26 protein-coding genes and 1 tRNA gene are annotated in these 23,758 nt (G+C 68.3%); 5 read left to right on the plus strand and 22 right to left on the minus strand.

Annotation, left to right across the window (positions count from 1 at the left end):
- Positions 1-111: 111 nt before the first annotated feature.
- From recQ to SLW52_RS14465, 3 genes are all read left to right on the plus strand, one after another.
- Positions 112-1,920: a DNA helicase RecQ gene (recQ, locus tag SLW52_RS14455; protein ID WP_043091807.1), complete on the plus strand. Its 1,809-nt coding sequence runs from the start codon at positions 112-114 to the stop codon at positions 1,918-1,920.
- A 148-nt stretch (positions 1,921-2,068) separates the two neighbouring features.
- Positions 2,069-2,563, plus strand: coding sequence for a hypothetical protein (locus SLW52_RS14460; RefSeq protein ID WP_017908753.1), 495 nt, complete (start codon positions 2,069-2,071; stop codon positions 2,561-2,563).
- Positions 2,564-3,131: 568 nt separating this feature from the next.
- The gene (locus SLW52_RS14465) at positions 3,132-3,758 is read left to right on the plus strand and encodes a helix-turn-helix domain-containing protein (RefSeq protein WP_320740604.1); all 627 of its coding nucleotides are present in this window, start codon (positions 3,132-3,134) and stop codon (positions 3,756-3,758) included.
- A 265-nt stretch (positions 3,759-4,023) separates the two neighbouring features.
- Here SLW52_RS14465 and SLW52_RS14470 read toward each other — a convergent pair whose 3' ends face one another.
- Positions 4,024-4,932: a LysR family transcriptional regulator ArgP gene (locus SLW52_RS14470; protein WP_320740603.1), complete on the minus strand. Its 909-nt coding sequence runs from the start codon at positions 4,930-4,932 to the stop codon at positions 4,024-4,026.
- 104 nt (positions 4,933-5,036) lie between these two features.
- On the opposite strand from SLW52_RS14470, the gene SLW52_RS14475 reads away from it, so the two are divergent.
- Positions 5,037-5,654 carry a LysE/ArgO family amino acid transporter gene (locus tag SLW52_RS14475; RefSeq protein WP_320740602.1) on the plus strand — a complete coding sequence of 206 codons (618 nt, stop codon included), beginning with the start codon at positions 5,037-5,039 and terminating at the stop codon, positions 5,652-5,654.
- A gap of 57 nt (positions 5,655-5,711) precedes the next feature.
- Here SLW52_RS14475 and SLW52_RS14480 read toward each other — a convergent pair whose 3' ends face one another.
- From SLW52_RS14480 to SLW52_RS14565, 18 genes are all read right to left on the minus strand, one after another.
- A complete protein-coding gene (locus SLW52_RS14480) occupies positions 5,712-6,407 on the minus strand; it encodes a glycosyltransferase family A protein (protein WP_267123497.1) in 696 nt (231 codons plus the stop codon).
- Between the two features lie 61 nt (positions 6,408-6,468).
- Positions 6,469-6,906, minus strand: a complete 438-nt coding sequence (locus SLW52_RS14485) for a hypothetical protein (RefSeq protein WP_267123498.1) — start codon at positions 6,904-6,906, stop codon at positions 6,469-6,471.
- A gap of 469 nt (positions 6,907-7,375) precedes the next feature.
- On the minus strand, positions 7,376-7,693 hold the full coding sequence (locus SLW52_RS14490) for a hypothetical protein (protein WP_320740601.1): 318 nt from the start codon (positions 7,691-7,693) through the stop codon (positions 7,376-7,378).
- 499 nt (positions 7,694-8,192) lie between these two features.
- Positions 8,193-8,268 (minus strand) — tRNA-Lys (locus tag SLW52_RS14495).
- 64 nt (positions 8,269-8,332) lie between these two features.
- Positions 8,333-8,998: a 7-cyano-7-deazaguanine synthase QueC gene (queC, locus tag SLW52_RS14500; protein ID WP_026143259.1), complete on the minus strand. Its 666-nt coding sequence runs from the start codon at positions 8,996-8,998 to the stop codon at positions 8,333-8,335.
- Positions 8,999-9,207: 209 nt separating this feature from the next.
- Positions 9,208-9,885 (minus strand): 7-carboxy-7-deazaguanine synthase QueE, encoded by a 678-nt coding sequence (gene queE / locus SLW52_RS14505; protein ID WP_267114312.1) that lies wholly within the window; start codon positions 9,883-9,885, stop codon positions 9,208-9,210.
- A 46-nt stretch (positions 9,886-9,931) separates the two neighbouring features.
- Complete coding sequence (gene ybgF / locus SLW52_RS14510) at positions 9,932-10,759, minus strand: tol-pal system protein YbgF (protein WP_193314680.1); 828 nt, start codon at positions 10,757-10,759, stop codon at positions 9,932-9,934.
- Between the two features lie 6 nt (positions 10,760-10,765).
- The gene (gene pal, locus SLW52_RS14515) at positions 10,766-11,284 is read right to left on the minus strand and encodes a peptidoglycan-associated lipoprotein Pal (RefSeq protein WP_152244871.1); all 519 of its coding nucleotides are present in this window, start codon (positions 11,282-11,284) and stop codon (positions 10,766-10,768) included.
- A 68-nt stretch (positions 11,285-11,352) separates the two neighbouring features.
- Positions 11,353-12,672, minus strand: coding sequence for a Tol-Pal system beta propeller repeat protein TolB (gene tolB / locus SLW52_RS14520; protein WP_010344310.1), 1,320 nt, complete (start codon positions 12,670-12,672; stop codon positions 11,353-11,355).
- Positions 12,673-12,843: 171 nt separating this feature from the next.
- Positions 12,844-13,845, minus strand: a complete 1,002-nt coding sequence (gene tolA / locus SLW52_RS14525) for a cell envelope integrity protein TolA (RefSeq protein WP_152244869.1) — start codon at positions 13,843-13,845, stop codon at positions 12,844-12,846.
- Positions 13,835-14,272, minus strand: coding sequence for a protein TolR (gene tolR / locus SLW52_RS14530; protein ID WP_320740600.1), 438 nt, complete (start codon positions 14,270-14,272; stop codon positions 13,835-13,837). The genes tolA and tolR overlap by 11 nt, the downstream gene beginning before the upstream one ends.
- A gap of 37 nt (positions 14,273-14,309) precedes the next feature.
- The gene (gene tolQ, locus SLW52_RS14535) at positions 14,310-15,086 is read right to left on the minus strand and encodes a protein TolQ (protein ID WP_017907448.1); all 777 of its coding nucleotides are present in this window, start codon (positions 15,084-15,086) and stop codon (positions 14,310-14,312) included.
- Positions 15,083-15,556, minus strand: coding sequence for a tol-pal system-associated acyl-CoA thioesterase (gene ybgC, locus SLW52_RS14540; protein WP_320740599.1), 474 nt, complete (start codon positions 15,554-15,556; stop codon positions 15,083-15,085). The genes tolQ and ybgC overlap by 4 nt, the downstream gene beginning before the upstream one ends.
- A gap of 39 nt (positions 15,557-15,595) precedes the next feature.
- Entirely contained in the window at positions 15,596-16,633 is a 1,038-nt protein-coding gene (ruvB, locus tag SLW52_RS14545; protein ID WP_320740598.1) for a Holliday junction branch migration DNA helicase RuvB, read from the minus strand.
- Between the two features lie 182 nt (positions 16,634-16,815).
- Positions 16,816-18,657 (minus strand): potassium transporter Kup, encoded by a 1,842-nt coding sequence (locus SLW52_RS14550; protein ID WP_223875597.1) that lies wholly within the window; start codon positions 18,655-18,657, stop codon positions 16,816-16,818.
- Positions 18,658-18,787: 130 nt separating this feature from the next.
- Entirely contained in the window at positions 18,788-19,372 is a 585-nt protein-coding gene (gene ruvA / locus SLW52_RS14555) for a Holliday junction branch migration protein RuvA (protein WP_010344317.1), read from the minus strand.
- A 124-nt stretch (positions 19,373-19,496) separates the two neighbouring features.
- Complete coding sequence (gene ruvC, locus SLW52_RS14560; protein ID WP_267092644.1) at positions 19,497-20,066, minus strand: crossover junction endodeoxyribonuclease RuvC; 570 nt, start codon at positions 20,064-20,066, stop codon at positions 19,497-19,499.
- A gap of 115 nt (positions 20,067-20,181) precedes the next feature.
- The gene (locus SLW52_RS14565) at positions 20,182-20,916 is read right to left on the minus strand and encodes a YebC/PmpR family DNA-binding transcriptional regulator (RefSeq protein ID WP_010344319.1); all 735 of its coding nucleotides are present in this window, start codon (positions 20,914-20,916) and stop codon (positions 20,182-20,184) included.
- 283 nt (positions 20,917-21,199) lie between these two features.
- Here SLW52_RS14565 and SLW52_RS14570 point away from each other — a divergent pair, with 283 nt between their 5' ends.
- Positions 21,200-22,096 carry a hypothetical protein gene (locus SLW52_RS14570; RefSeq protein ID WP_320740597.1) on the plus strand — a complete coding sequence of 299 codons (897 nt, stop codon included), beginning with the start codon at positions 21,200-21,202 and terminating at the stop codon, positions 22,094-22,096.
- A 100-nt stretch (positions 22,097-22,196) separates the two neighbouring features.
- On the opposite strand, the gene SLW52_RS14575 is transcribed toward SLW52_RS14570, so the two are convergent.
- From SLW52_RS14575 to SLW52_RS14585, 3 genes are all read right to left on the minus strand, one after another.
- Positions 22,197-22,823 (minus strand): alpha/beta fold hydrolase, encoded by a 627-nt coding sequence (locus tag SLW52_RS14575; protein WP_320740596.1) that lies wholly within the window; start codon positions 22,821-22,823, stop codon positions 22,197-22,199.
- 7 nt (positions 22,824-22,830) lie between these two features.
- Entirely contained in the window at positions 22,831-23,142 is a 312-nt protein-coding gene (locus tag SLW52_RS14580; protein WP_223875595.1) for an I78 family peptidase inhibitor, read from the minus strand.
- Between the two features lie 97 nt (positions 23,143-23,239).
- Positions 23,240-23,758, minus strand: coding sequence for a GNAT family N-acetyltransferase (locus SLW52_RS14585; RefSeq protein WP_043091795.1), 519 nt, complete (start codon positions 23,756-23,758; stop codon positions 23,240-23,242).

Here is a 23,758-nt window from a genome sequence, read left to right on the forward strand (position 1 = left end):
TGCCGCGACCGCAAGACAGTCGCCACCTACAGACCAGCGCGCGTTCGCCTGACACGCGCTTGCGCACACCAGGAAGCCAACCGCCCTTGCGCGGCGCGGTATCCTACACAGATGTCTTCCCCCGCCCACGCCTTGCTCAGCCGCGTCTTCGGCTACGACCAGTTCCGCGGCCTGCAACAGGACATCGTCGAACACGTCGCTGCCGGCCACGACGCGCTGGTGCTGATGCCCACCGGCGGCGGCAAGTCGCTGTGCTACCAGATTCCCTCGCTGCTGCGCGACGGCACCGGCATCGTCATTTCGCCGCTGATCGCGCTGATGCAGGACCAGGTCGAGGCGCTGCGCCAGCTCGGCGTGCGTGCCGAATACCTCAATTCCACCCTGGACGGCGAGACCGCGCAGCGTGTCGAGCGCGACCTGCTGGCCGGCGAACTGGACCTGCTGTACGTCGCTCCCGAACGGCTGCTGACCCCGCGTTTCCTGTCGCTGATCGAGCGCAGCCGCATCGCCCTGTTCGCCATCGACGAGGCGCACTGCGTATCGCAATGGGGCCACGACTTCCGCCCCGAATACCGCCAGCTCACCGTGCTGCACGAGCGCTGGCCGCAGACCCCGCGCATCGCCCTCACCGCCACCGCCGACCCGCCGACCCAGCGCGAGATCGCCGAGCGCCTGGACCTGGCCCAGGCGCGCCATTTCGTCAGCTCCTTCGACCGCCCCAACATCCGCTACACCGTGGTGCAGAAGGACAATGCGCGGCGCCAGCTGCTGGACTTCCTGCGCGCGCACCGCGGCAGCGCCGGCATCGTCTACTGCATGTCGCGGCGCAAGGTCGAGGAGACCGCCGACTTCCTCGCCCGCGAGGGCCTGAACGCCCTGCCCTACCATGCCGGCTTGCCGGCCGAGGTGCGCGCCGACAACCAGCGCCGCTTCCTGCGCGAGGACGGCATCGTGATGTGCGCCACCATCGCCTTCGGCATGGGCATCGACAAGCCCGACGTTCGCTTCGTCGCCCACACCGACCTGCCCAAGTCGCTGGAGGGCTACTACCAGGAGACCGGCCGCGCCGGCCGCGACGGCGAGGCCGCCGAAGCCTGGCTGTGCTACGGCCTGGGCGACGTGGTGCTGCTCAAGCAGATGATCGAGCAGGGCGAGGCCGGCGAGGAACGCAAGCGCGTGGAACGGCGCAAGCTCGACCAGTTGCTGGGCTACTGCGAGTCGATGCAGTGCCGCCGCCAGGTGCTGCTGGCCGGCTTCGGCGAGACCTATCCGCAGCCCTGCGGCAACTGCGACAACTGCCTGCAGCCGGCCGACGCCTGGGATGCCACGGTGGCCGTGCAGAAGGCGCTGAGCTGCGTGTACCGCAGCGGCCAGCGCTTCGGCGTCGGCCACCTGATCGACATCCTGCGCGGCAACGAAGGCGAGAAGATCAAGCAGTTCGGCCACGACCAGCTCAGCACCTACGGCATCGGCAAGGACCTGGACGCGCGCGCCTGGCGCGGCGTGTTCCGGCAACTGGTCGCCACCGGCCTGCTGGAAGTGGACAGCGACGCCTACGGCGGCCTGCGCCTCACCGACGCCAGCCGCCAGGTGCTCAAGGGCGAACGCAAGATCATGATGCGCCGCGAACTGCCCAGCCGCGGCCGCGAGCGCGGCGACCGCAGCGGCAGCCCGCGCACCGGCGTGCCGGTGCAGGCGCAGGACCTGCCCCTGTTCAACGCGCTGCGCGACCTCCGCGCCGGCCTGGCCAAGGAACAGAACGTGCCGGCCTTCGTGATCTTCCACGACAGCACCCTGCGCAACATCGCCGAGCAGCGCCCGAGCAGCCTGGACGAACTGGCGCGGGTCGGCGGCATCGGCGGCAGCAAGCTGGCCCGCTACGGCCAGCAACTGCTCGACGTGGTGCACGGACAGGGCTGAAGCGCGGCACCGGCGCCTACAGCATCGGCACGTCGCGGCGCGGCCCGCGGCGCCGACAGGCCGGGTTCAACGTGGTATTGATAGCGTCAGCGTCACGGCGGAGCGTCTGACAGGCTCCGCCGGGCCCCTCTCTTCTGGCGGATGCCCGATGAACCGCAGCCTCCTTCTCCTCGCCTGCGCCCTGCTTGCCGGCCCGGCCCTGGCCCAGACCGCCGATGCCACCAGCGACAGCGAGGCGGCCAAGCGCAAGCTCGACCTGAGCGTGCCGCAACAACCGATCACCTACGCCGATCCCGGCACCAAGGCCGATCCGCCGGGCACCTACTACGGCGATACCAGCGGCACCTCGGCCTCGGCGCAGAAGGCGGCGGCAGCGCAGGCGCGCGCCGAGGCCCTGCAGGCGCAGGCCGACCGCTGCAACGGCGACGTGCACGGCAGCGTCGCCACCGGCATCGGCTATTCCACACATGGCGGCAACAGCAACTACCAGGCCGCCAATCTGAACCTGTGCAAGACCTCCTACACCGATGACGGCAAGCCGCGGCAGATGGGCATCAGCATCAGCGTCGGCCGCGGCGACGGCCCGGTGTTCGGCCGCGGCTACTATCCCGGCGCCTACGGCCCGCCGCCGTTCGGCTGGTAAGCACGGCGACACGAGGGCAGCGCCAATGATCCGCTCTCGCCACGCTCGAACCGATGTACGTTGCGTCATCCCCCCCACGGGGCGTTCCCGGTAACGCCCGTCGCGGCTGAAGGCACTCCTACCGCGCACTTCCCGAAGTTGACAGCAGTGCCCGCCGGACTCCCAGGCTGGTCCGCACGCGGCCTGGAACTTTCCGACAGCGCGCGCGCCCCCCTGTTCACATCCGCAATCGCAGCATCCCGCGGTGCGCCGTGTCGTGCCGGCACCACTGAAACCGCCCGCTCCCACGCTCGCGCTCCAGCACCCAGTCATGCAGCCGTGCCCGCTGCGTCCATTGCGCGCGAAGTGCGCATCGACACCCCCACTCGAGAGTGCCGCCCGTCACGGTGGTGGCTATGGGATCGACCGACTTGCCGCCGCACGCGCGACCGCGACGCATCGCGTCTACAATCGCGCTGCCTTTGTCGGCATGCCGTCCGCGGCGGCGTCACGCATCGCGTGCGCGTCGCGGCCGGTCGCCTGGCATACCTCCCCTTCATGTGGCATCGCTTCCCCCCGAGCTCACGCCATGTCCAACGTAGTCCGGCTGCACAGCGCCCGCGAACGCGAGCAGCGCCTGCACGATGACGTCCTCGATGCGGCCGAGCGCTGCATCGTCGAGAACGGCCTCGGCGCCACCACCTTCGAACTGATCGCCGGGACTGCCGACGTCTCCTGCAGCGCGGTACGTCGGCAGTTCGACGACAAGCGCAGCCTGGTCCAGGCGCTGATGGAACGCAGCTACGAGCGTGCGATCCGCACCATGTGGCTGCTGCAACCGCCGCCGCACCAGGACGCGACCACGTTCATCGCCGGTGCATTGGAAGACTGGCTGGTGGCCGATGCCAACCAGCGGCGGCGGCGCCTGGATCTGGAGATGGACCTGGCCGCCGCACGCGACCCCGAACTGGCGCAGTACGCGCGCCGGCTCAACGTGTCCCTGGTGCAGAACCTCGGCGACCTGCTGCGGCGCATGCTGCGCGACCACGGCTGGAGCGGCAGCGAAGCCGAATTCCAGGCCCGCGTCTACGCGGTCGCGGCGATGTGCGGCGGCCTGCACATGATGATGACCACCGGCGTGGAGCTCAACCGCATGCATCTGCAGTTGATCCTGAGCGAGAGCCTGGCCGGGATCTTCAGCACGGCGCAGACCTGACGCCGTCGTCCGCCGTTCCCTTCTCCCTGACGGCTCGTCCCCCCATCACCGACGCCTTGACCGGGATCCTGATGCGCCCTGCGGATACAGACGCCGGCGCTGCGCTCCTGCACGAGGCGGCATGAGGCCGAGCGGCGTCATCCGCGAAACGACCCTGACCTGATCCCCGGCAGCACTCGGCGTCGATGCACTGCTGCCGTCACAAGCAGGAGGTCGCCCTGGACGATGATCGGCGCCGGAGCAAGCGACCCACCGCGAGCGACGCTCAGGCAAGCGGCGCTGACGCGAGCATGCCCTCCGCTGCGGCACGCAGCGCCTGAGCGATGTGCTGCAGCGTCCTGGAACGGACCGCGACATGCTGCCAGTACAGCGGCACGTCGAGCCAGCGCTGCGCATCGACGACCACGATCTGCCGCTGCCGCAGCGCGGCCACCAGCATCGGCTCCGGCGCCAGGCACCAGCCCAGTCCACGCGCGGCCGCCTCGACGAAGCCGATGGAGGTCGGCAGGTAGTGGGTCGGCGGGCTCAGAAGCGCGCGGGTGATGCGCCGCACGAAGCGCGCCTGCAGCGCGTCCTTGCGGTTGTAGACGATCATTGGGGCGCGGGCCAGCGCCGCCGCATCCAGGCCGTCGGCAAAGTAGCGGGCGAAGAAGGCTGGCGAGGCGATCGCACGGTAGCGCATCGCACCCAGCGCCAGCACATTGCAGCCCTGCAAGGCCTTGCCGACGGAGGTGACGGCGCCGAGCACCGCGCCACTGCGCAGCAGTTCCAGCGTGTGGTCCTGGTCGTCGACCTGGATGTCGAACAGATAGCCATGCGCGTCGTGCAGGGCCGCCAGGGCATCCAGGAACCAGGTCTGCAGCGAATCGTCGTTGACGGCGATGGCGATGCTGCGGGCCGCTGCGCTACCGGCAGGCGCGGGCAGCAGATCGGCCACCGCCTCGGCCTCCAGCACCTGCATCGGCCGCACGCTGCGCAGCAGGCGCTCGCCGGCGGGCGTCGGCCGGCAGGGAGCCTGGCGCACGATCAGCACCTGGCCGAGCCGGTCTTCCAGCGCCTTGATCCGCTGCGAGACCGCCGACGGCGTCAGCGCCAGGCGGCGTGCGGCGGCCTCGAAGCTGCCTTCTTCCAGCACGGCGGCAAAGGCGGACAGCTGGGGGTGGAGGAGATTCATGGCAGCGACACAGATTAGGAACGCTTCACAGCCTACAGAATAATGAGTTTGGCTAATCGCGCTGGCACATGCAGCATGCTCGCCCACGCCACCGGGCACTCCCCATGTTGCTGCACGCACTGTTGGCCGGCTTCGTCGCCGGCGCCGGCCTGATCGTTGCCATCGGCGCGCAGAACGCCTTTGTGCTGCGCCAGGGACTGCAGCGTCGGCATGTCGGCCTGGTCGTGGCCGTGTGCGCCGCCAGCGACATCGCGCTGATCGTCCTCGGCGTGTCCGGCATCGGTGGCGTGGTGGACGCCTGGCCGGGCGTGCTGCAGGGATTGCGCTTCGGCGGTGCGGCCTTCCTCGGCGCATACGCGCTATTTGCGGCACGACGCGCCTGGCGCGGCACTGGCGGCCTGCTGGCGCACGGCGAGGATCAGCGGAGCTGGCAACGCGTCCTGCTGACCTGCCTGGCCTTCACCTTCCTCAATCCGCATGTCTACCTGGACACCATGGTGCTGCTGGGCAGCCTCTCCACGCGCTACCCGGGACAACTGCGCTGGGCGTTCGCACTCGGCGCCTGCCTGGCCAGCGCGACCTGGTTCTGCAGCCTGGGCTACGGCGCGCGGCTGCTGCAGCCGGTGTTCCGCAAACCCGCCGCGTGGCGGCTGCTGGACGCGGCGGTCGCGCTGTTCATGCTGGGCTTGTGCCTCGCGTTGCTCCTGCAGCCTTTGGGGTGAGCGATCGGGATGCGTTTGCGGTCAACGCGGCGCGCGGCCTTCGCCTGCACCGGCCGCTCAGCGCGACGCCACTTGCTCATACAGCGCGGCATCCTGCCCCACCCAGGCCCGCAAGATGGCGCCGTCCACGTCGTACTGGCCAGTGAACTGATGCAAATGCCCGATACCGATTCCGAGGCGTCCTGGCAGCCCCTTGATGCCCACAACCCGATGGCCGGGGAAAACCCGGCCATACCGTGCGCTACGCCACAGCTCCAGATCGATGAATTTGGGTTGGCGCCTGCATGCTTCACGAAGCGCCTCGATACCTGCGCCCTTTACCGCAGTACTGCACAGACTTGCATGCGCGTTATTGCTCATCTGCCGGGCTAGACGCGAGCGTATGTTGTAGTAGCGCGCACGGCACTCGCCCACGAGATCGGCCGATTCCAGTTCGTTGGCGACGTGGGACAGCCAATCGGGCGCGTACCAGTCGTCGTCCTCCACGATGACCACGCGGTCCGCCGAAGCGACGGCCTCCAAACCGGCCAACAGGTTGCGCGCCTGAGTATTCTGCCCGACCTCCCAGGCTGGCGAGGGGCGCACAACCTCCAGATGCCAGCCATCGCGCACAAAACCGATCGTTTGCGCAGACGGGCCATCGTCGACGACGATCCACCTGACCGGATCAGGATAATCCTGAGCGCACATCCAGCGCTCGCACAGTCTCCATGCGTCCGGCCTGGCGCCAGTCGCCGTCAACAGCGTCAGCATCTCGCACACCCCATCCAACTCCCAGGAACGACGCGGCAACGATCCGTGCAGGCGCCGAGCATCATGCGTCCAATACCTCTTCCAAGCTCATGCGCGGAAACACATCAAGCGCCGTGTCGCGGGTCGCATTGATGACCTGGATTCCGCCGAGCATCGGAAGCAGACGTTTGAAGTCCGCAGGCCAGCCCGGCAAGGCGGCGGCATTCCCGAGCCCGCGTGGATGATCCTCGTGCCAATGCGCCTTTCCACCGCTTTTCTGGCAGTCGTAGCCCAGCAATACGATCTTCGTCGCGCCCCATCGTGCCGCCAGTGCAACCGCACCGGCGCCGGAATGTCCGACACCTTCCACGGGCACATGATGCACGCCAGGTAGTCTCCCAGGCGCTACCAGCGCACCGAGAAACCTCATACGCGCCTCCGGCAGGTGCCATTGCCACCACGCATGGTCCATCGCATAAAGCACATCCGCCCAGAGGCACAGGCGGAATGTCGTGTTCACCACGATGACGCCCCGATCCGGATGTCGGTCCGCCCAAGCCCGGACAGCGGCACAATCCTCGGCCCTCAAACTCGGACCGCTCGCGATGCACACGTACTCTTTCCAGCGCCCTCGGAAAAAGGCGTCCCCGTGCGGAACAGGCGTTGTCGTCAATTGATCCAAAGCGTCCTCGCTGCAGATCCTGGATTCCCCGTACGCCGGCACTCGCAGGATGCCGGTCCTCTGGCAATCTCCCGCATATCCCCACGGGCGCCCATACGCACATCGTCGCATACGAGTTCCGCCACGTGCAGGCGACGCCACAAACAGGACCTTGGTACCCAACAGCGCAAATGCAGTGTCGTGCTCCTGTCCAGATGCGCGGCGCGTTCCGGCTGTCAATCTGCGCGCAAGAGAAGTTGCGCGACAAAACCTAGGCGCGTGGCCAGGGTTGGAAGGTGCTGATCGTGGCGACGTTTACGGCGTTGGGTCAGTCCCAGAAGTTGTTGTAGTCGCGCGCCTTCTTGTCTGGTGCCTGGGAGCTGACCAGTTCGCAGTCGGTCGAGACCGGCGGGTTATCGGCATCGATCGAACGGCAGGCGAACGTCGCCAAGTCGCCCTTCTTTGCGCCCGTGGCAGGTACGCGGGCGCCGCCTTTCAGGGTGGTGCCTTCGGCGCTCACGGCGACCACGTTCCCGACGATCTGCGGGCGCATGTCGTCGTCCGGCAGGCTCGCAATCGTGAGTTGCTTGCGCACGACCACATAGCGGCCGGATTGGGCGGCATGCACCGGCACGGAAAGAATCACCAGGACAGCCGCAAGAATCAAAGCGTTTGATCGCACAACAAATTTCCCTGTAGATAGCTTCTAGCATAGCAATTTCAGCAGTGCGTCCAGTTGCCCGATGCGCGCAGCTTCGGTTGGCTCTTCCGGATGTCTGCAGCTGACGCTGCCGGCGATCCGACATTGAGATACGCATGCAGCGGCCTCGCAATCCGGTGCAGCCGGAAGATCGCCCGCGTGTCGCAAACGAAAGCAAGCTTCCGAAGAGCAGGTTCAATAGCGCTCGACGAAGCACACGATCACGGAGAGCGCGATCGCCGCTGGCGGCCTCGTTGCGTTGCAAAGCACTGCATGAAGCATCTGGGCAGCTCTCATGTAAATCAGAGAACTGGGCTATCCAAAGACAGAAGTGATGCGGCAAGGCGACGACTGCGGTGCCGACCGTGGAACCAGCGAAATCGCCGTAGTTTTCAGGAGGCGGTGAAAAAACCGCCAAAGGCGACGCGTGACCCGCTGAGCGGAGTGGTGGGCCGTGATGGATTCGAACCATCGACCAAAAGATTAAAAGTCTTCTGCTCTACCGACTGAGCTAACGGCCCAAAACAAGACCCCGGCGTTGCACCGGGGCGCGTAGTCTACCCCAGCACGGGGCGTTTCGCGAAATCAGGCATAGCGGGTCGGGTCGGCAACGCCGGCGTCGGCGAAGCCGGCCGCGCGCAGGCGGCAGGCATCGCAGTGGCCGCAGGCGCGGCCGGCGTCGTCGGCGCGGTAGCAGGACACGGTCAGGCCGAAGTCCACGCCCAGGCGCACGCCTTCGCGCACGATGTCCGCCTTGCTCATGTGCTGCAACGGCGCATGCACGCGCAGCCCCGCACCCTCCACCCCGGCCTTGGTCGCCAGGTTGGCCAGGGTCTGGAACGCGTCGATGAACTCGGGGCGGCAATCGGGATAGCCGGAATAGTCCACTGCGTTGACCCCGCAGAAGATGTCGGCCGCGCCCAGCACCTCGGCCCAGCCCAGCGCCACCGACAGCATGATGGTGTTGCGCGCCGGCACATAGGTGACCGGGATGCCGTCGCCACCGGCGTCCGGCACCTCGATGTCGTCGGTCAGCGCCGAGCCGCCGATGCTGCGCAGGTCGACGTTGACGGTCTTGTGTGCCACCGCGCCCAGCGCCGAGGCGACGCGCGCGGCCGCATCCAGTTCGGAGGTATGGCGCTGGCCGTAGCGCACGCTCAAGGCATGCACCGCGAAACCCTGCGCACGGGCGATGGCGACGACGACGGCGGAGTCCATGCCACCGGAGAGAAGGACGACGGCGTTTTTCATGAGGGTGGGGATTCGGGAGTGGGGATTGGGGATTTGCAAAAGCGGCGGTACGTGGACGGACGGGATACCACATGGTCCATTTGACCATGCAGGAGCGACTTCAGCCGCGATGAAAGTTCGGACAAGATCCTTCGCGGCTGAAGCCGCTCCTACGAATCCCTAATCCCGAATTCCTGCCTTTCCACAGCCGAATGGCTGGTCCCGGCCGCTCAGCGGCCAGGCTCGTCGTTCCACAGCAGCTTGTGCAACTGCATCTGGAACCGCACCGGCAGGCGATCGGCGACGATCCAGTCGGCCAGGTCGCGCGCGGTCAGTTCACTCTTGCTCGGCGAGAACCAGACCGTGCAGCGGGTGTCCAGCCGGTGTTCGGCGACCACGCTGCGCGCCCACTCGTAGTCGGCGCGGCCGCACAGGACGAACTTGATCTGGTCGCGCGCGGTCAGCAGCGGCAGGTTCTCCCAGCGGTTGCGATGCGCTTCCTGCGACGCCGGGGTCTTGATGTCGAGCACCCGCGACACGCGCGGGTCGACCTCGGCGATGTCCAGCGCCCCGGAGGTCTCCAGCGACACGTCGTAGCCGGCGTCGCACAGGCGCTGCAGCAGCTGCAGGCAGCGCTTCTGCGCCAGCGGTTCGCCGCCGGTGACGCAGACGTGGCGCACGCCGTGGCGCGCCACCTCGTCGAGAATCGCGTCGATGTCCCACCACTGCCCGCCATGGAAGGCGTAGGCGGTGTCGCAGTAGCTGCAGCGCAGCGGGCAGCCGGTCAGGCGCACGAACACGGTCGGCCAGCCGGCGCTCTCGGCTTCGCCCTGCAGCGACAGGAAGATCTCCGTCAGCTTCAGGCGGGGCAGCGGGCTTTGGACGATATCGCTGGGAACGGCGGCCATGGCGGGAGAAAGATGCTCCCGCGACGGCGGCGGCAGCGTTAGGGGCTCAGCGCAGTTGCTGGCCGAGACGGATCGACTGCAGGCGGTCCTGCGCGGTCCGCGCGGCATCGGACCCAGGATACTTCGCGCCGACCTGCTGCAGGGTCTGCTCGGCATCCTGGACGCGGCCTTCGCCGTACTGGGACAGGCCCAGCTTGAGCAGCGCGCCCGGCGCCTTGTCGTGGGTCGGATAGCGGCCGATCAGGTCCTGGAACTGGGCCTCGGCCAACTGGAAGTTCTTGGTGGCGTAGTAGCTCTCGCCCAGCCAGTACAGCGCGTTCGGCGCATACACGCCGTTCGGGTAGGCCTGCAGGAAGTTCTGGAACAGGTTCGCCGAGTCGGCGTACTTGCCCGCCTTCAGGGCATCGAAGGCGACATTGTAGGCGGCCCGCTCGTCACCCGCGGCGGCGAGGGTGCCGGCGTCGCCGTGCACCGACGGCGGCGGCTCGGCGACGGCGGACGGCTTGCCTCCAGGCGCGGCCGGCGCGACAGCCGGTGCGGTGCCACTGGCCGGCGGCAGCGACGGCGTCGCCCCTGCCCCTGCACCACTCTCCAGCCTGCCCACGCGGCCATCCAGGTCCAGGTACTGGTCCTTGATCTGCTGCTTGAGCTGGTCGTTGCTGTGCTGCAGTTGTTCGATCGTGGCTTCCATCGACTGCATCTGCGTCCGCAGCTGGTTGAGCTGGTTCAGGATGTCGGTGTTGGCCTGGGTATTCATGGCCTGCTGCTCAAGCGCGGAAACGCGGTCGGCCAGGCTTGCGCGCTGCGCATGAGCCGGCGCGGCGGCCACGAGGGCCGCCGCGACGATCATCGATGTAAGGACACCGATACGCATCTTTTCTTACTGCGCCGTGTAGACGATCTCGACGCGACGGTTCTGCGACCAGCAGGACTCGTTCGACTCGGTGCAGACCGGACGCTCTTCGCCGTAGCTGACCACGGTCAGCTGCGCAGCCGAGCCACCGTTGGCCTGCAGCGCCGAGGACACGGCGTTGGCACGACGCTCGCCCAGGCCCATGTTGTATTCGCGCGAACCACGCTCGTCGGTGTTGCCCTGCAGGGTGATGCGCGAGGACGGACGGTCACGCAGGTACTTGGCGTGGCAGGCCATGATCGCCTGGAACTCCGGCTTCACGGTGTCCTTGTCCAGGTCGAAGTAGACCACGCGCTGACGCAGGCAGGAATCGGTGTCCAGGTCGCCCGGGCCGTACAGACCGGAGGTCGACGGGCCGGTCGGGACGGTGGTACCGGTGGTGCCGGTGGTGTCGGTCTGGGGCTGTTCCTTGACCTTCTTGGCGCAGCCGGCCAGAGCTGCAACGGACAACAGCGAAACAAGCAGAACGCGGGTGGTCTTGTTCATGGCGATACCTTGTGGCTCCTGGGCCGATGAGGGGTTCAACAGCGAAATATTAACACCAAACTTACATGTCAACGTGCGGTGCGATACGGCGACCAGGACGGTTCGCGCACGTCGCCATCGGCGAGCACCAGGCGCTGCCGCACGCGGGCATCGGCCGAGACCGCGTACAGCACGCCACGGCCGCCTTCACGCGCCGCATACAGCACCATGCTGGCGTTGGGGGCGAAGCTCGGCGACTCGTCCAGCGAGCCGGTCGACAGCGTGCTCCAGCGCGGCGAACCCAGGCTGCGGTCCATCATCGCGATCTTGTAGGTGTTGCCGCTGCCCTGGGCCACGACCAGCTTGTTGCCGTCGAAGGACACGCTCGGGGTCGCGTTGTAGTTGCCCTGGAAGGTGATGCGGGTGGCGCTGCCGCCGGTGGCCGGCACCTGGTAGATCTGCGGGCGGCCGCTGCGGTCGGAGGTGAAGTAGATGCTGTTGCCGTCCGGCGCCCAGGTCGGCTCGGTGTCGATGCCGAAGTGATTGGTCAGCTGGGTCAGCTGCTTGCTGCCCAGATCCATCACGTAGATCTCCGGGTTGCCGCTGCGCGACAGCGCCAGGGCCAGCTTCTTGCCGTCCGGCGAGAACGACGGCGCGCCGTTGATGCCGCGGAAGCTGGACACCAGCTGGCGCGCACCGGTAGCGATGTCCTGGATGTAGATCGACGAGTTGCCGCGCTCGAAGCTCACGTAGGCCAGCTTCTTGCCGTCCGGGCTCCAGTTCGGCGACAGCAGCGGCTCGGCCGAGCGGACGATGGTCTGCGGGTTGTAGCCGTCGGAGTCGGCCACCATCAGCGCATAACGCATCGCCCCGCCCTTGCCGCTGGCGGTGACGTAGGCGATGCGGGTCCAGAACGCGCCGCGCACGCCGGTGATCTTCTCGTAGATGGCGTCGGCCATCTGGTGGGCGACGTCGCGCATGGCGTTGGCGCGAGCGGTCATCGCCAGGCCGAGCATGCGCTCGCCCTTGCCCACGTCGAACAGTTCGTACTCGACCCGGTAGGCGCCTTCGCCGGCATCCATCACCCGGCCGACCACCAGATAGCTCTGCTTCAGCGCACGCCAGGTGGCGAACTGCACCTCGCTGCCGCGGGTCGGGCGCTCCACGATCTGCGATTCGGGCAGGTTGCGGAACTGGCCGGAGCGATCCAGGTCGGCGCGAACCACCGCGGCGACGTCGGTGCTCGGCGGGGTCGCCGATCCCTGGTACGGCATCGGCACGACGGTGATCGGGGTCGCCGAGGCATTGCCGCCGACGATGTCGATTTCCAGGCCCTTGTCCTGCGCGGACGCGGCGAGAGGCAGCAACAGGGCGGTGAGAACGGCAAGCCAGCGCGGCAGTTTCTTCATGGGTCGCTCAGCAGGATCGGAAAGGCGCAAGAGATAGCAATGCGCGGGTGAACGTATTCGCAATCATGAACCATCGCCATGTGAAGCCGATGGCAGGACGCAGCACATTATCGCCCATCGCATGTCGGGTGGATGGCTGGGGCGCGCGCAACGCGGCGTCAGCCGCCGGGGTCATTGGTCCTGGGCGGTGAAGTTGAAGGTCAGGTTGCGCGCGAACACGGTCTCGAAGCCACGGTAGGGCAAGGGCTGGGCACGCAGCACCGCGGCCTCGATCGAGCGGCGGCCGGCCTCGTCGTAGGGACAGTCGGGGCTGACCTTGGCCTGCATGACCTGGCCACCTGGGATCTGGGTGATCGAGATCTTGCACTTCTGCCCCAGCGGCACCGAGTCCGGGCGCACCCACTGACTCAGCACCGCCTGCTGGATCGCCGCGGCGTACTTGGCCTGCAGATCGGTGTTGGTACCGTTCTGGCCCGGCGCCTGCTGCGGCGTGGTGGCCGCGGCCGCCGACGCCTTCTTGGCGTTCAGGTCGGCGATCTGCTGCAGCTTCTGCTGCGCCAGCTGGGCCTCGCGCTCCAGCTTCTCGCGCTGCTTGCGGATGTCGGCGATCTTCTTCTGCCGCTCCTCTTCCTGCTGCGCGGCCAGGCGCTGCTTCTGCTCGGCCTCCTGCTGGCGCTTCTGCTCGGTCAGGTCGATCTGTTCCTGGCGGCGCTTGGCCTCCTGCTCCTGCTTCTCCTTTTCCTGGGAGATCGCGGTGCGGGTGGCGCGGTCCTGGTCGACCTTGTCGGGCACCGGGACGAAGTCCTGCGCCTTCTGCTGCTGCGGGGTCGGCGCCTGCTGCGGCTTGGGCGTGGGCAGCGGCTGCGGCGGCGGCACCGTGTCCTCTTCGGCGACGTCCTTGACCGGTTCGGGCAGCGGCTCGGGCAAGGGCTTGGGCGCGTCCTTCACCGCCTTCTGCGCCGAGCGCACGTCGGCGGCCGAGACCACCAGCGAGGCCTCGACCATGGGCGAACCGGCGGCCGGTTCGACCTGGCGCACCGGCGACCACCACCAGGCCAGGAAGAACAGCAGTGCGATCAGCACGTGCACCAGCAACGCCAGGGCGACCCCGAAGATCAGCCCCTTGTCGTCGCCGCGCTGCTGCGGCGGGCGGGAATCGGCTTCAGCGTGCATTGTTTCCGGGCTGACTCATCAAGCCGACCTTGGGCACCCCGGCCTGCTGCAGCATGACCATGGCGTCCATGACCAGTTGGTAGTTCGAGGTGCCGGGCGCGGCAACGAACACCGGCACGTCCTTGTTCTGGCCGACGAAGGCCTGGATCTTGGCCTTCAGCTCCGGCGCGGCGATCTTCTCCGGCTTGCCGTCCTGCAGGGTCAGCGTGTAACGGCCTTCGGCATCGACGGTGACGATCACCGGATCCTTCTTGCTCTCCACCGAGCGCGCGGTGGAATCGGGCAGGTCCACGTCCACGCTCAGGCTGAGCAAGGGCGCGGTGACCATGAAGATGATCAGCAGCACCAGCATCACGTCGATGTACGGCACGACGTTGATCTCGGACTTGAGCTTGCGGCGCTTGCGGCGGGAAATGGCGGCAGTCATGCGGGAATCCTGGGAGTCGTGGACAGGCGAGCGACGCTCAGTCGCCGCTGGCCTGGCGCTGCAGGATGGAGCTGAACTCTTCGGAGAAGGTCTCGAAGCGCACGGCCAGGCGCTCGACCCGGGTGGTGAAGCGGTTGTAGGCCCACACCGCCGGGATCGCCACGAACAGGCCGATGGCGGTGGCGAACAGCGCCTCGGAGATGCCCGGCGCGACCGCGGCGATGCCCGCCTGCTGGCCGCTGTTGATCATGTCGTGCATGGTCACCATGATGCCGAACACGGTGCCGACCAGGCCCACGTACGGGGCGGTGGAGCCGATGTTGGCGAGCAGTTCCAGGTTGCGCTCCAGGCGGTCGACCTCGCGCGCGTAGGTCGCGCGCATCGCCCGCTGCGCGCCTTCCAGTTGGATGCGTGCATCGAGCCGGCGCTTGTCGCGCAGGCGGGTGAACTCGCGGAAACCGGCCTCGAAGATCGCCTCCAGCCCGCCGACCACGCGGTTGCGGTCGGTGGCGCCGGCGTAGAGCTTGCTCAGGTCGGTGCCGGACCAGAAGCGGTTCTCGAAGTCGTCGGCCTCGCGGTTGGCGTCCTTGAACACCTTGCCCTTGCGGAAGATGATGACCCAGCTGATAAGCGAGCCGAGCAGCAGCAGCAGCACGATCACCTTGACCGGCAGGCTGGCCTTGACCATCAGGTCCAGATAGTTGATGCCGCCATGGGCGGCGGTGCTGGCGACGGCCTGGGTGGCGGTCTGGGTCACGTCCTGCGGCAGCGCCTCCACCACCGTGTCCTGCAGGGCCAGGAGCAATGCGATCATCCGTCGTTCCTCAGTAATTCGGCTTCAGTGATTTCAAGAACTTTCAATGCATCGTGCAGCGCGTCGTCAATGCCGCGCGGGCGGAAGCTGCCGGCGCTGAGCGCGGCCACCCGCACTTGCGCGCGCAACAGCAGCTCCCCGTCGTCGCGGCGGATCGACTGCGCGAACACCAGGCTGGCGCGCTTGCATTGCGACAGCGCGACGCCGACCTGCAGGGAATCGTCCAGGCGTGCCGGGCGCAGGAAGTCGAGCTGCATCGCGCGCACCGCGAACACCAGATCGTGTTGCAGGCGCAGACGCTCCTGACCATACCCCAGCGCCCGCAACCACTCCGTGCGCGCCCGCTCCAGGAAGGCCACGTAGCGCGCGTGGTAGACCACGCCACCGGCGTCGGTATCTTCCCAGTAGACGCGTGTCGGCCAACTGAATAGCCGGGAATCGGGAACGGGGAATGGGGAATCGGCAGTCAAGAGCGGCGCTCCTGTCGATAGCTGGGTAACCAGAACATCCTAGAACAGCGCCCCCGATTCCCCATTCCCGATTCCCAAATCCCGGTTCTTGGGCTGCAAGCCCAAGTGCAGATAGGCCTTGTTGGTGGCCATGCGGCCGCGGGCGGTGCGGATCAGGTAGCCCTGCTGGATCAGGTAAGGCTCGATCACGTCCTCCAGGGTGCCGCGCTCCTCCGACAGCGAGGCGGCCAGCGACTCGACGCCGACCGGGCCGCCGTCGAAGTACTCGATGATGGTGCGCAGCATGCGCCGGTCCAGCTCGTCGAAGCCCTCGGCGTCGACCTTGAGCATCTGCGTGGCGGCCTGCGCCACGGCCAGGTCGATCTGCCCGCCGGCGCGGACCTGGGCGAAGTCGCGAACCCGCCGCAGCAGGCGGTTGGCGATGCGCGGGGTGCCGCGCGCGCGGCGCGCGATCTCGGCGCAGCCATCGGCGTTGCAGGCAATGCCGAGGATGCTGGCGGAGCGGCGCACGATCTGCGCCAGCTCGTCCGGGGTGTAGAAGGCCAGGCGCTGGACGATACCGAAGCGGTCGCGCAAGGGCGCGGTCAGCAGGCCGGCGCGGGTGGTGGCGCCGATCAGGGTGAACGGCGGCAGGTCGATCTTGATCGAGCGCGCGGCCGGGCCCTCGCCGATCATGATGTCGATCTGGAAGTCTTCCATCGCCGGGTACAGCACTTCTTCCACCACCGGCGACAGGCGGTGGATCTCGTCGATGAACAGCACGTCATGCGGCTGCAGGTTGGTCAGCAGCGCGGCCAGGTCGCCGGCTTTCTCGATCACCGGGCCGGAGGTGACCCGCAGATTGACCCCCAGCTCGTTGGCGATGACGTGGCTGAGCGTGGTCTTGCCCAGGCCCGGCGGCCCGAAGATCAGCACATGGTCCATCGCCTCCCCGCGCGCCTTGGCCGCCTCGATGTAGATCGACAGCTGCTCGCGCACCGGCTGCTGGCCGAGATAGTCGTCCAGCCGCTTGGGGCGGATGCTGGCCTCGGCCGCGTCATCCTCGCGGGTGGCGCTGCTGGCGATGATGCGGTCCATGAAAAGCCGGGATTGGGGAATCGGGAATGGGGAATCGAGCGGACAATAGTAGCGGTTGGCGGCACAACTGGCGCCTACTTTGATGGTCGCCGCCTGGTTTCAGGCCGGACGCCGCGGCCGTTGCCTTTCCCTGTTCCCCATTCCCGGCTCCCCACTCCCAAGGCCGCGACGACGTCGCGGCCTCAGATCTCCACCTGCGCGCCCAGTTCCACCAGACGGTTGCCGGGGATGCGGAAGAAGCCGGTGGCGGGGGCGGCGTTGCGGTGCATGACCGCGAACAGCTTGTCGCGCCAGATCGGCATGCCGCGGTTGGCGCTGGCCACGATGGTCTCGCGGCTGGCGAAATAGGTGGTGTCCATGGGGTCGAAGTAGATCCCGCCCTGGTCGCAGGAACGCATCAGCGCCAGCGGCACGTCCGGGGTCTCCATGAAGCCGAAGCGCACGTAGACGCGATAGAACTCGTCGCCGATCGCGTCGATCTTCAGCCGCTGCCCGGCCGCCGCGTACGGCACCTGCAGGGTTTCGACGGTCAGGAACACGTTGCGCTCGTGCAGCACCTTGTTGTGCTTGAGGTTGTGCATCAGCGCGTGCGGCACCACCATCGGGTCGGCGGTCAGGAACACCGCGGTGCCGGGCACGCGCACCGGCGGCGCCAGCATCAGCCCGGGCAGGAAGGTGTCGAGCTTGATGCCGTCCTTGCGGATCTCGTCGTGCAGCAGCTTGCGGCCGCGGCGCCAGGTGCGCATCAGGGTGAACAGGATCAGGCCCAGCAGCAGCGGGAACCAGGCGCCGTCCAGGAACTTGATGATGTTGGCGTAGAAGAACGCGCAGTCCACCGCCAGGAAGACCAGGGCGAACAGCCACAGCAGCGGCGCCGGCACGCGCGGGTTGGCGCGCGCGTAGATGACCATCAGCACGGTGGTGATCAGCATGGTGCCGGTGACCGAGACGCCGTAGGCGGTGGCCAGCGAGGTGGAGTCGCCGAAGCCGATCACCGCCACCACCACAAGCGCCAGCAGGCACCAGTTCACCGCCGGCACGTAGATCTGGCCGATGGTGGAGTGCGAGGTGTGGCGGATGTGCATGCGCGGGATGTAGCCCAGCTGCATGGCCTGGCTGGCCACCGAGTAGGCGCCGGTGATCAGCGCCTGCGAGGCGATCACCGTGGCCGCGGTGGCCAGCACGATCATCGGGTACAGCGCCCACTCCGGCACCGCCTCGTAGAACGGGTTGCTGACTGCCGCCGGATCGCGCAGCACCAGCGCGCCCTGCCCCAGGTAGGTCAGGGTCAGCATCGGCAGCACCACGCACTGCCACGAGCGGCGGATCGCCTTGGCGCCGAAATGGCCCATGTCCGCGTACAGCGCCTCGCCGCCGGTCACCGCCAGCACCACTGCGCCGAGCACGAACACCGCGTGCCAGTTGTGTTCGGCGAAGAAGCGCACGCCCCACCACGGGTTCAGCGCATGCAGCACTTCCGGCGCGCGCGTCATGTTGTAGACGCCGATCGCACCCAGCGCCACGAACCAGACCAGGGTGATCGGCCCGAACGCCTTGCCCACCCGCTCGGTGCCGTAGCGTTGGGCCATGAACAGCATGCCCAGCACCAGCAGGGTGATCGGCACCACGAACGGTTCCAGCTTGGGCGCGGCCACCTCCAGGCCTTCCACCGCCGACAGCACCGAGATGGCCGGGGTGATCACGCCGTCGCCGAAGAACAGCGAGGCGCCGAAGATGCCGAGGATGCCGACCACGTACATCGAGCGCGAGCCGCCCGGCAGGGTCCGCTGGGCCAGCGCGGTCAGCGCCATGATGCCGCCCTCGCCATCGTTGTCGGCGCGCATGATCACGGTGACGTACTTGACCGTGACCACCAGCATCAGCGCCCAGAACACCAGCGACAGGATGCCCAGCACGGTGTCGTGGTCCGGGGTCAGCCCGTAGTGCGGCGAGAACGCTTCCTTGAGCGTGTACAGCGGACTGGTGCCGATGTCGCCGAAGACCACGCCGATGGCGGTCAGCATCACCCCAAAGCCCGTCTTGGCGTGCGGATCGTGGCTGCCCGGGCGGGCGGCGGAACTGGAGGAGCTGGACATGGTGGGAAGAGTAGCGCCAGAACGTGAAGAAAGAGCGGGGAGCCGAGCCGACCCGAGGTCAGCGCAGCGCCGCCTGCAGGGCCTTGCGGATCACCGTGGCGACCTCGTCGCCGTCGGCGGCGGCGTCGCGCGCCATCTTCGCCGCCTCGGCCGGCTTGTAGCCGAGCTGTTGCAGGGCCACCGTGGCCTCGGAGACCGCGTCGGTACCCAGTTGCCCGGTCACCGGCGCGCCGCCGCTGAAGTCGGCCGCGCGGTCGCGTAGTTCCACCACCATGCGCTCGGCGGTCTTCTTGCCGATACCGGGGATGCGGGTCAGCGCGGTGACGTCGGCGGCGGTGATCAGCCGCGCGAACTCGTCGACGCTGACCCCGGACAGCACCGCCAGCGCGATCTTCGCGCCGATCCCGCTGACCCGCTGCACGTCCCGGAACAGCCGCCGCTCGCCCTCGCGCAGGAAGCCGTACAGCGACACGCTGTCCTCCTTCTGCGCATAGTGGGTGAACAGGATGACGTCGCGACCGACGTCGGGCAGGTCGTAGAAGGTGCTCATCGGCGCCTCCAGCTCATACCCCACCCCGCCCACGTCGATCACCAGCCACGGCGGCTGCTTGTAGGCCAGGATCCCGCGCAGACGGCCGATCATTGGGCGCCTCCTTGGAGGCGCCGGGAATAGGGAAACGGGAATGGAGAATGGGCAAAGCGGGGGGCCGCTTCACCGCTTCTGCCGTTCCGATTCCCGATTCCCGACTCCCGATTCCCAGCCTTTGTCATTTTCTACTCCACGCCTGCTGCGTGCTGACGCCCAGGCGCTGCGCGGTGGCGCGCACGTGGGCATGGGTGATGGCGACGGCCAGCGCGTCGGCGGCGTCGGCCTGAAGTTTGCCGGTCAGGCTCAGCATGAGACCGACCATGTGTTGCACCTGCTGTTTCTCTGCCGCGCCCTTGCCGACCACGGCGAGCTTGATCTCTTTCGCCGCGTACTCGTGCACCGGCAACTCGCGCAGCACCGCCGCGCAGATCGCCGCGCCGCGGGCATGGCCGAGCTTCAGTGCCGCGTCGGCGCTCTTGCCCATGAACACGCGTTCGATCGCCACTTCCTGCGGCCGGTACTCCTCGATCAGCGCGTCCAGCCCGTGCAGCAGGCGCTTGAGCCGCAGCGCGAAGTCGCCCTCGCCCAGCAGTACCAGCGGCGCGTGGTGCACGTGCCGGGTACGGCCGGCCGCGTCCACGTCGATGATGCCCACGCCGGTGCGCTGCGAGCCGGGGTCGATGCCGAGGATGCGGGTAGAGCCGGGATTGGGGAATCGGGAATCGGGAATCGGGAAAGCAGCGCCCATGCGGGCAGAGATGCCCGTGGCAGCCATCGACGTCGGCGATGCCTCCGGCACCGGCACGGCGCCGCCCCGGGTTCCGGGTCTTGGGCCCCGGGCCCCGGCCCCGGGTTTCATGGTGTCAGCCCCCGTCACTCAGCGCGGCCTGGTCGACGTTGGAATAGACGTTCTGCACGTCGTCCAGGTCTTCCAGCATGTCCAGCAGCTTGCGCACCTGCACCGCGGTGTCGCCGTCCACGGCGATGTCGTTGTCGGCGCGGAAGGTGATTTCGGCGTGGTCGGCGGCCAGGCCGGCCGCGTCCATGGCGTCCTTGACTGCCTGGAACGCCTCCGGCGCGGTCAGCACGTCGATCGCGCCGTCCTCGGGGTAGACCACGATGTCGTCGGCGCCGGCCTCGATCGCCGCCTCGGTGATCTTCTCCTCGTCGGCGCCGGCGGCGAAGCTGAGCACGCCCAGGCGCTTGAACATGAAGGCCACCGAGCCGTCGGTGCCCATGTTGCCGCCGCACTTGCTGAAGGCATGGCGCACGTCGGCCACGGTGCGCACGCGATTGTCGGTCAGGCAGTCCACGATCACCGCCACCCCGCCCGGGGCGTAGCCCTCGTAGCGCACTTCCTCGTACTCCACGCCTTCCAGTTCGCCGGTGGCCTTCTTGATCGCGCGCTCGATCACGTCCTTGGACATGTTCGAGGCCAGCCCCTTGTCCATCGCCACGCGCAGCCGCGGGTTGTTGGACGGATCGCCGCCGCCGGCGCGCGCGGCGACGCCGATCTCGCGGATGATCTTGGTGAAAATCTTGCCGCGCTTCGCATCGGATGCGTTCTTGCGGGCTTCGATCGAGGGGCCTCTACCCATGGGGCGTTCCGGACAGTTGTAAGGACAAGACGCGGATTTTACCTGATGCCGCGCACATCCCGCGGCCCGGCCGCGCCGACGACCGACCGCGCGTGCGACCGGCGCATGCCGCCCGTTCCCCGGCCGGCGCACACTCCAGCGCGCGTCGGCCCGTGCTGCCGGTCGAACCTTGGCGGACTGTCTACCCATGCGCGCCACATCGCTGCCAGAACTGTCATGCCCCACCTGGAGGCTGAACGCGTAAGCCGCGCCCGCTTTCCATCGCACCGAAAGGAGATCCCTCATGTCCCGCACCACCCCCGCCCCGTTCCTGTCGCTGGCCCTGCGCTGCCTGGGCCTGCTCGCCCTTGCCGCCCCGGGCCTGGCCAGCGCCCAGACCGATGCCTTCCGGGGCCGCTACAACGCCGGCGTCACCACCTATGCGATCAGCGGCCAGGAACCCCGCGCGACGGGCAAGTACCCGGTCTACGTGCATATCGGCGGGACCGGCGAGAACTACCAGAGCAACTGGGCGATGGCCGCGGTGAATGCCGCCGCGGCCAAGGGCTTCGTGGCGGCCTCGGTGGAGTACGACAACGCCAGCTTCGGCAGCTGCGGCGTCATCGGCAACCGCGCCAAGGCCATCTTCGACGCGCAGAACATCAACAGCGCCATCGCCCAGCTCTGCGCCCGCGACAAGGCCGATTGCTCCAAGGGCGTGGTGACCGGCGGGCTCAGCCAGGGCTCGATCATCTCGGTGCTGGCGCACGACTACGATCCCCGGGTCGCCGCCTCGTTCGGCCAGGGCACCGGTACGACCTACACCGCCTACTACAACCTGGCCTCCTGCATCGCCGACGGCAACCACAGCCTGCCGTCCGATCGCCTGCGCATCATCAACGGCGAGCGCGACATGTTCGTCGGCGGCACCGAGAACGTCGCCCGCACCCAGGCGCAACTGGTCACCGGCCTGCGCTGCGACGGGCAGCAGTCGTGCTTCCGCAGCAACGGCAGCGGCTGGTACATCGTCAAGGACCGGGAGGTGCAGGACCTCTACGCCGACCACTGCTTCATGGGATTCGGCGGCTATCCAGGCACCCAGTGCACGGGCGTGCTGGTCGACGGCAACTACCGCAGCGGCACCGCCGCCTGGGCGCTCAACCCCACGCTGGACTGGCTGAAGACCTTCGTGACGCCGTAAGCGGCGGCATCGCCTGTGCCGGCACCAAAGCGGTCGGGCGGATACCGCGACGCAGCGCCGGCCACCGCCGCCGCCGGACGCTCGATGTCTTGCGACCGGCTCAGGCGGCGAAGCGGCCGTCGCGCAGGAAGGCGGCGGTCTGCCGCGCGGCCTGCGCCGAGAACAGCAGGCCGCTGTGGCTGGCGCGGACCTGGCAGTGATCGCCCAGGCCGGGCACGCGGGTCTCGGCCAGGGCTACGCTGCCGTCGGACTCCGGCCCCAGCGCGACAAAGCGTGCGCCCAGCCCGCGCGCCACGGTGCCGGCGACCATGCCGACCTCGGCCGGCCCGTCCCAGCGCGCCACACCCTGCTGCAACAGCGCCGCGCTGCGGCCCAGCGCCAGTCCGAGCCGCCGTTGCGCCAGGGCGCGCGCGGCGGCACTGCCGGCCAGCGGGCTGCCCAGGCACACCACCCGGGTCACCGGCAGCGAGGGCACCTCCCGCAAGGCCTGCAAGGCGATCAGGCCGCCGAGGCTATGCCCGACCAGCGCCACCGGACCGGTGGTTACCATACGTTCGATGCGGGCGTGCAGCCGTGGGAGCGCGGCCTCGGCGCCGCCGAACGCGGTCGAATAGCCGAAGCTGGCGACGCGCCAGCCCTCGCGGCGCAGGCGCAGCGCCAGCGGCAGCAGCCACGGCCGCGCGTTCCAGATGCCATGCAGCAACAGCACCTGGGGCGCGGCGGCCATCGGCGACTCAGCCGCAGGTGGTACGGACGATGTGATTGCTGCCATCCAGGAACACGTTGAGCCGATCCAGGCGCAGGTCGCGGGTCACCGCCTGGCCCGGCGCGATCGGCCGTACCACGCCGGCTCCGCTCTCCTTCCAGACCCGGCTCATGGTCGCCTGGGTGGCCTCCTGGCCCACCGCCCAGGCCACGGCCTCGACGTTGCAGCGGCCATCGCCCTGCACCGTCGGCCCGGCACTGGCCGGCTGCAGCGACGCCGGTGGCGCGCACGCGGCCAGCAGCGGCACGACGGCGGCGATTCCCATCCACGGTCGGAACATGGCGTGCTCTCCTCAAGCTGGACAGGCCAGCACTGTAGCGCGCGCTCGTTTCCGCTGTGTCGACGCGGCATGCCCGGACGAGGTCCGGCGGCAGGCGTCAGGCCGCGCGCGGCGGCCGGCGCAGGATGAATTCGAGATCGCGCACCTGCCCTACCGGGAATTCGTAGGTGCCGACCTTCTCGAAGCCGTAGCGCGCGTAGAACCGCTGCGCGCCCAGGTTCTCCGACCACACGCCGAGCCACAGCGTGCGCGGGCCGTCGCGCTCCAGCCAGGCCAGGGCGGTATCGAACAGCCGGGCACCCCAGCCGCCGTTCTGGTGGGCGCGCAGCAGGTACAGGCGCTTCAGTTCGCCATCGCCGGGCGTCACGTCGGGATGCGGCAGGCCGCAAGGGCCGGCGGCAGCGTGTCCCACCACCTCGCCGTCATGCTCGACCAGCCAGATCGCGTAGTCCGGATGCGCCAGCACCACCTGCGCGCGCTCGATCGAATAGGCTTCGTCGAGGAAGGCCTGCAGGTCCTGCGCAGGATACAGATGGCCGAAGGTTTCGCAGAAGGTGGCCGTGGCGATGCGGGTCACCGCCGCGGCATCGTCCGGCGTGGCGCGACGGATCAGCAC

It is taken from the genome of Xanthomonas sp. LF02-5, assembly GCF_034105325.1.
GTDB lineage: Bacteria > Pseudomonadota > Gammaproteobacteria > Xanthomonadales > Xanthomonadaceae > Xanthomonas_A > Xanthomonas_A sontii.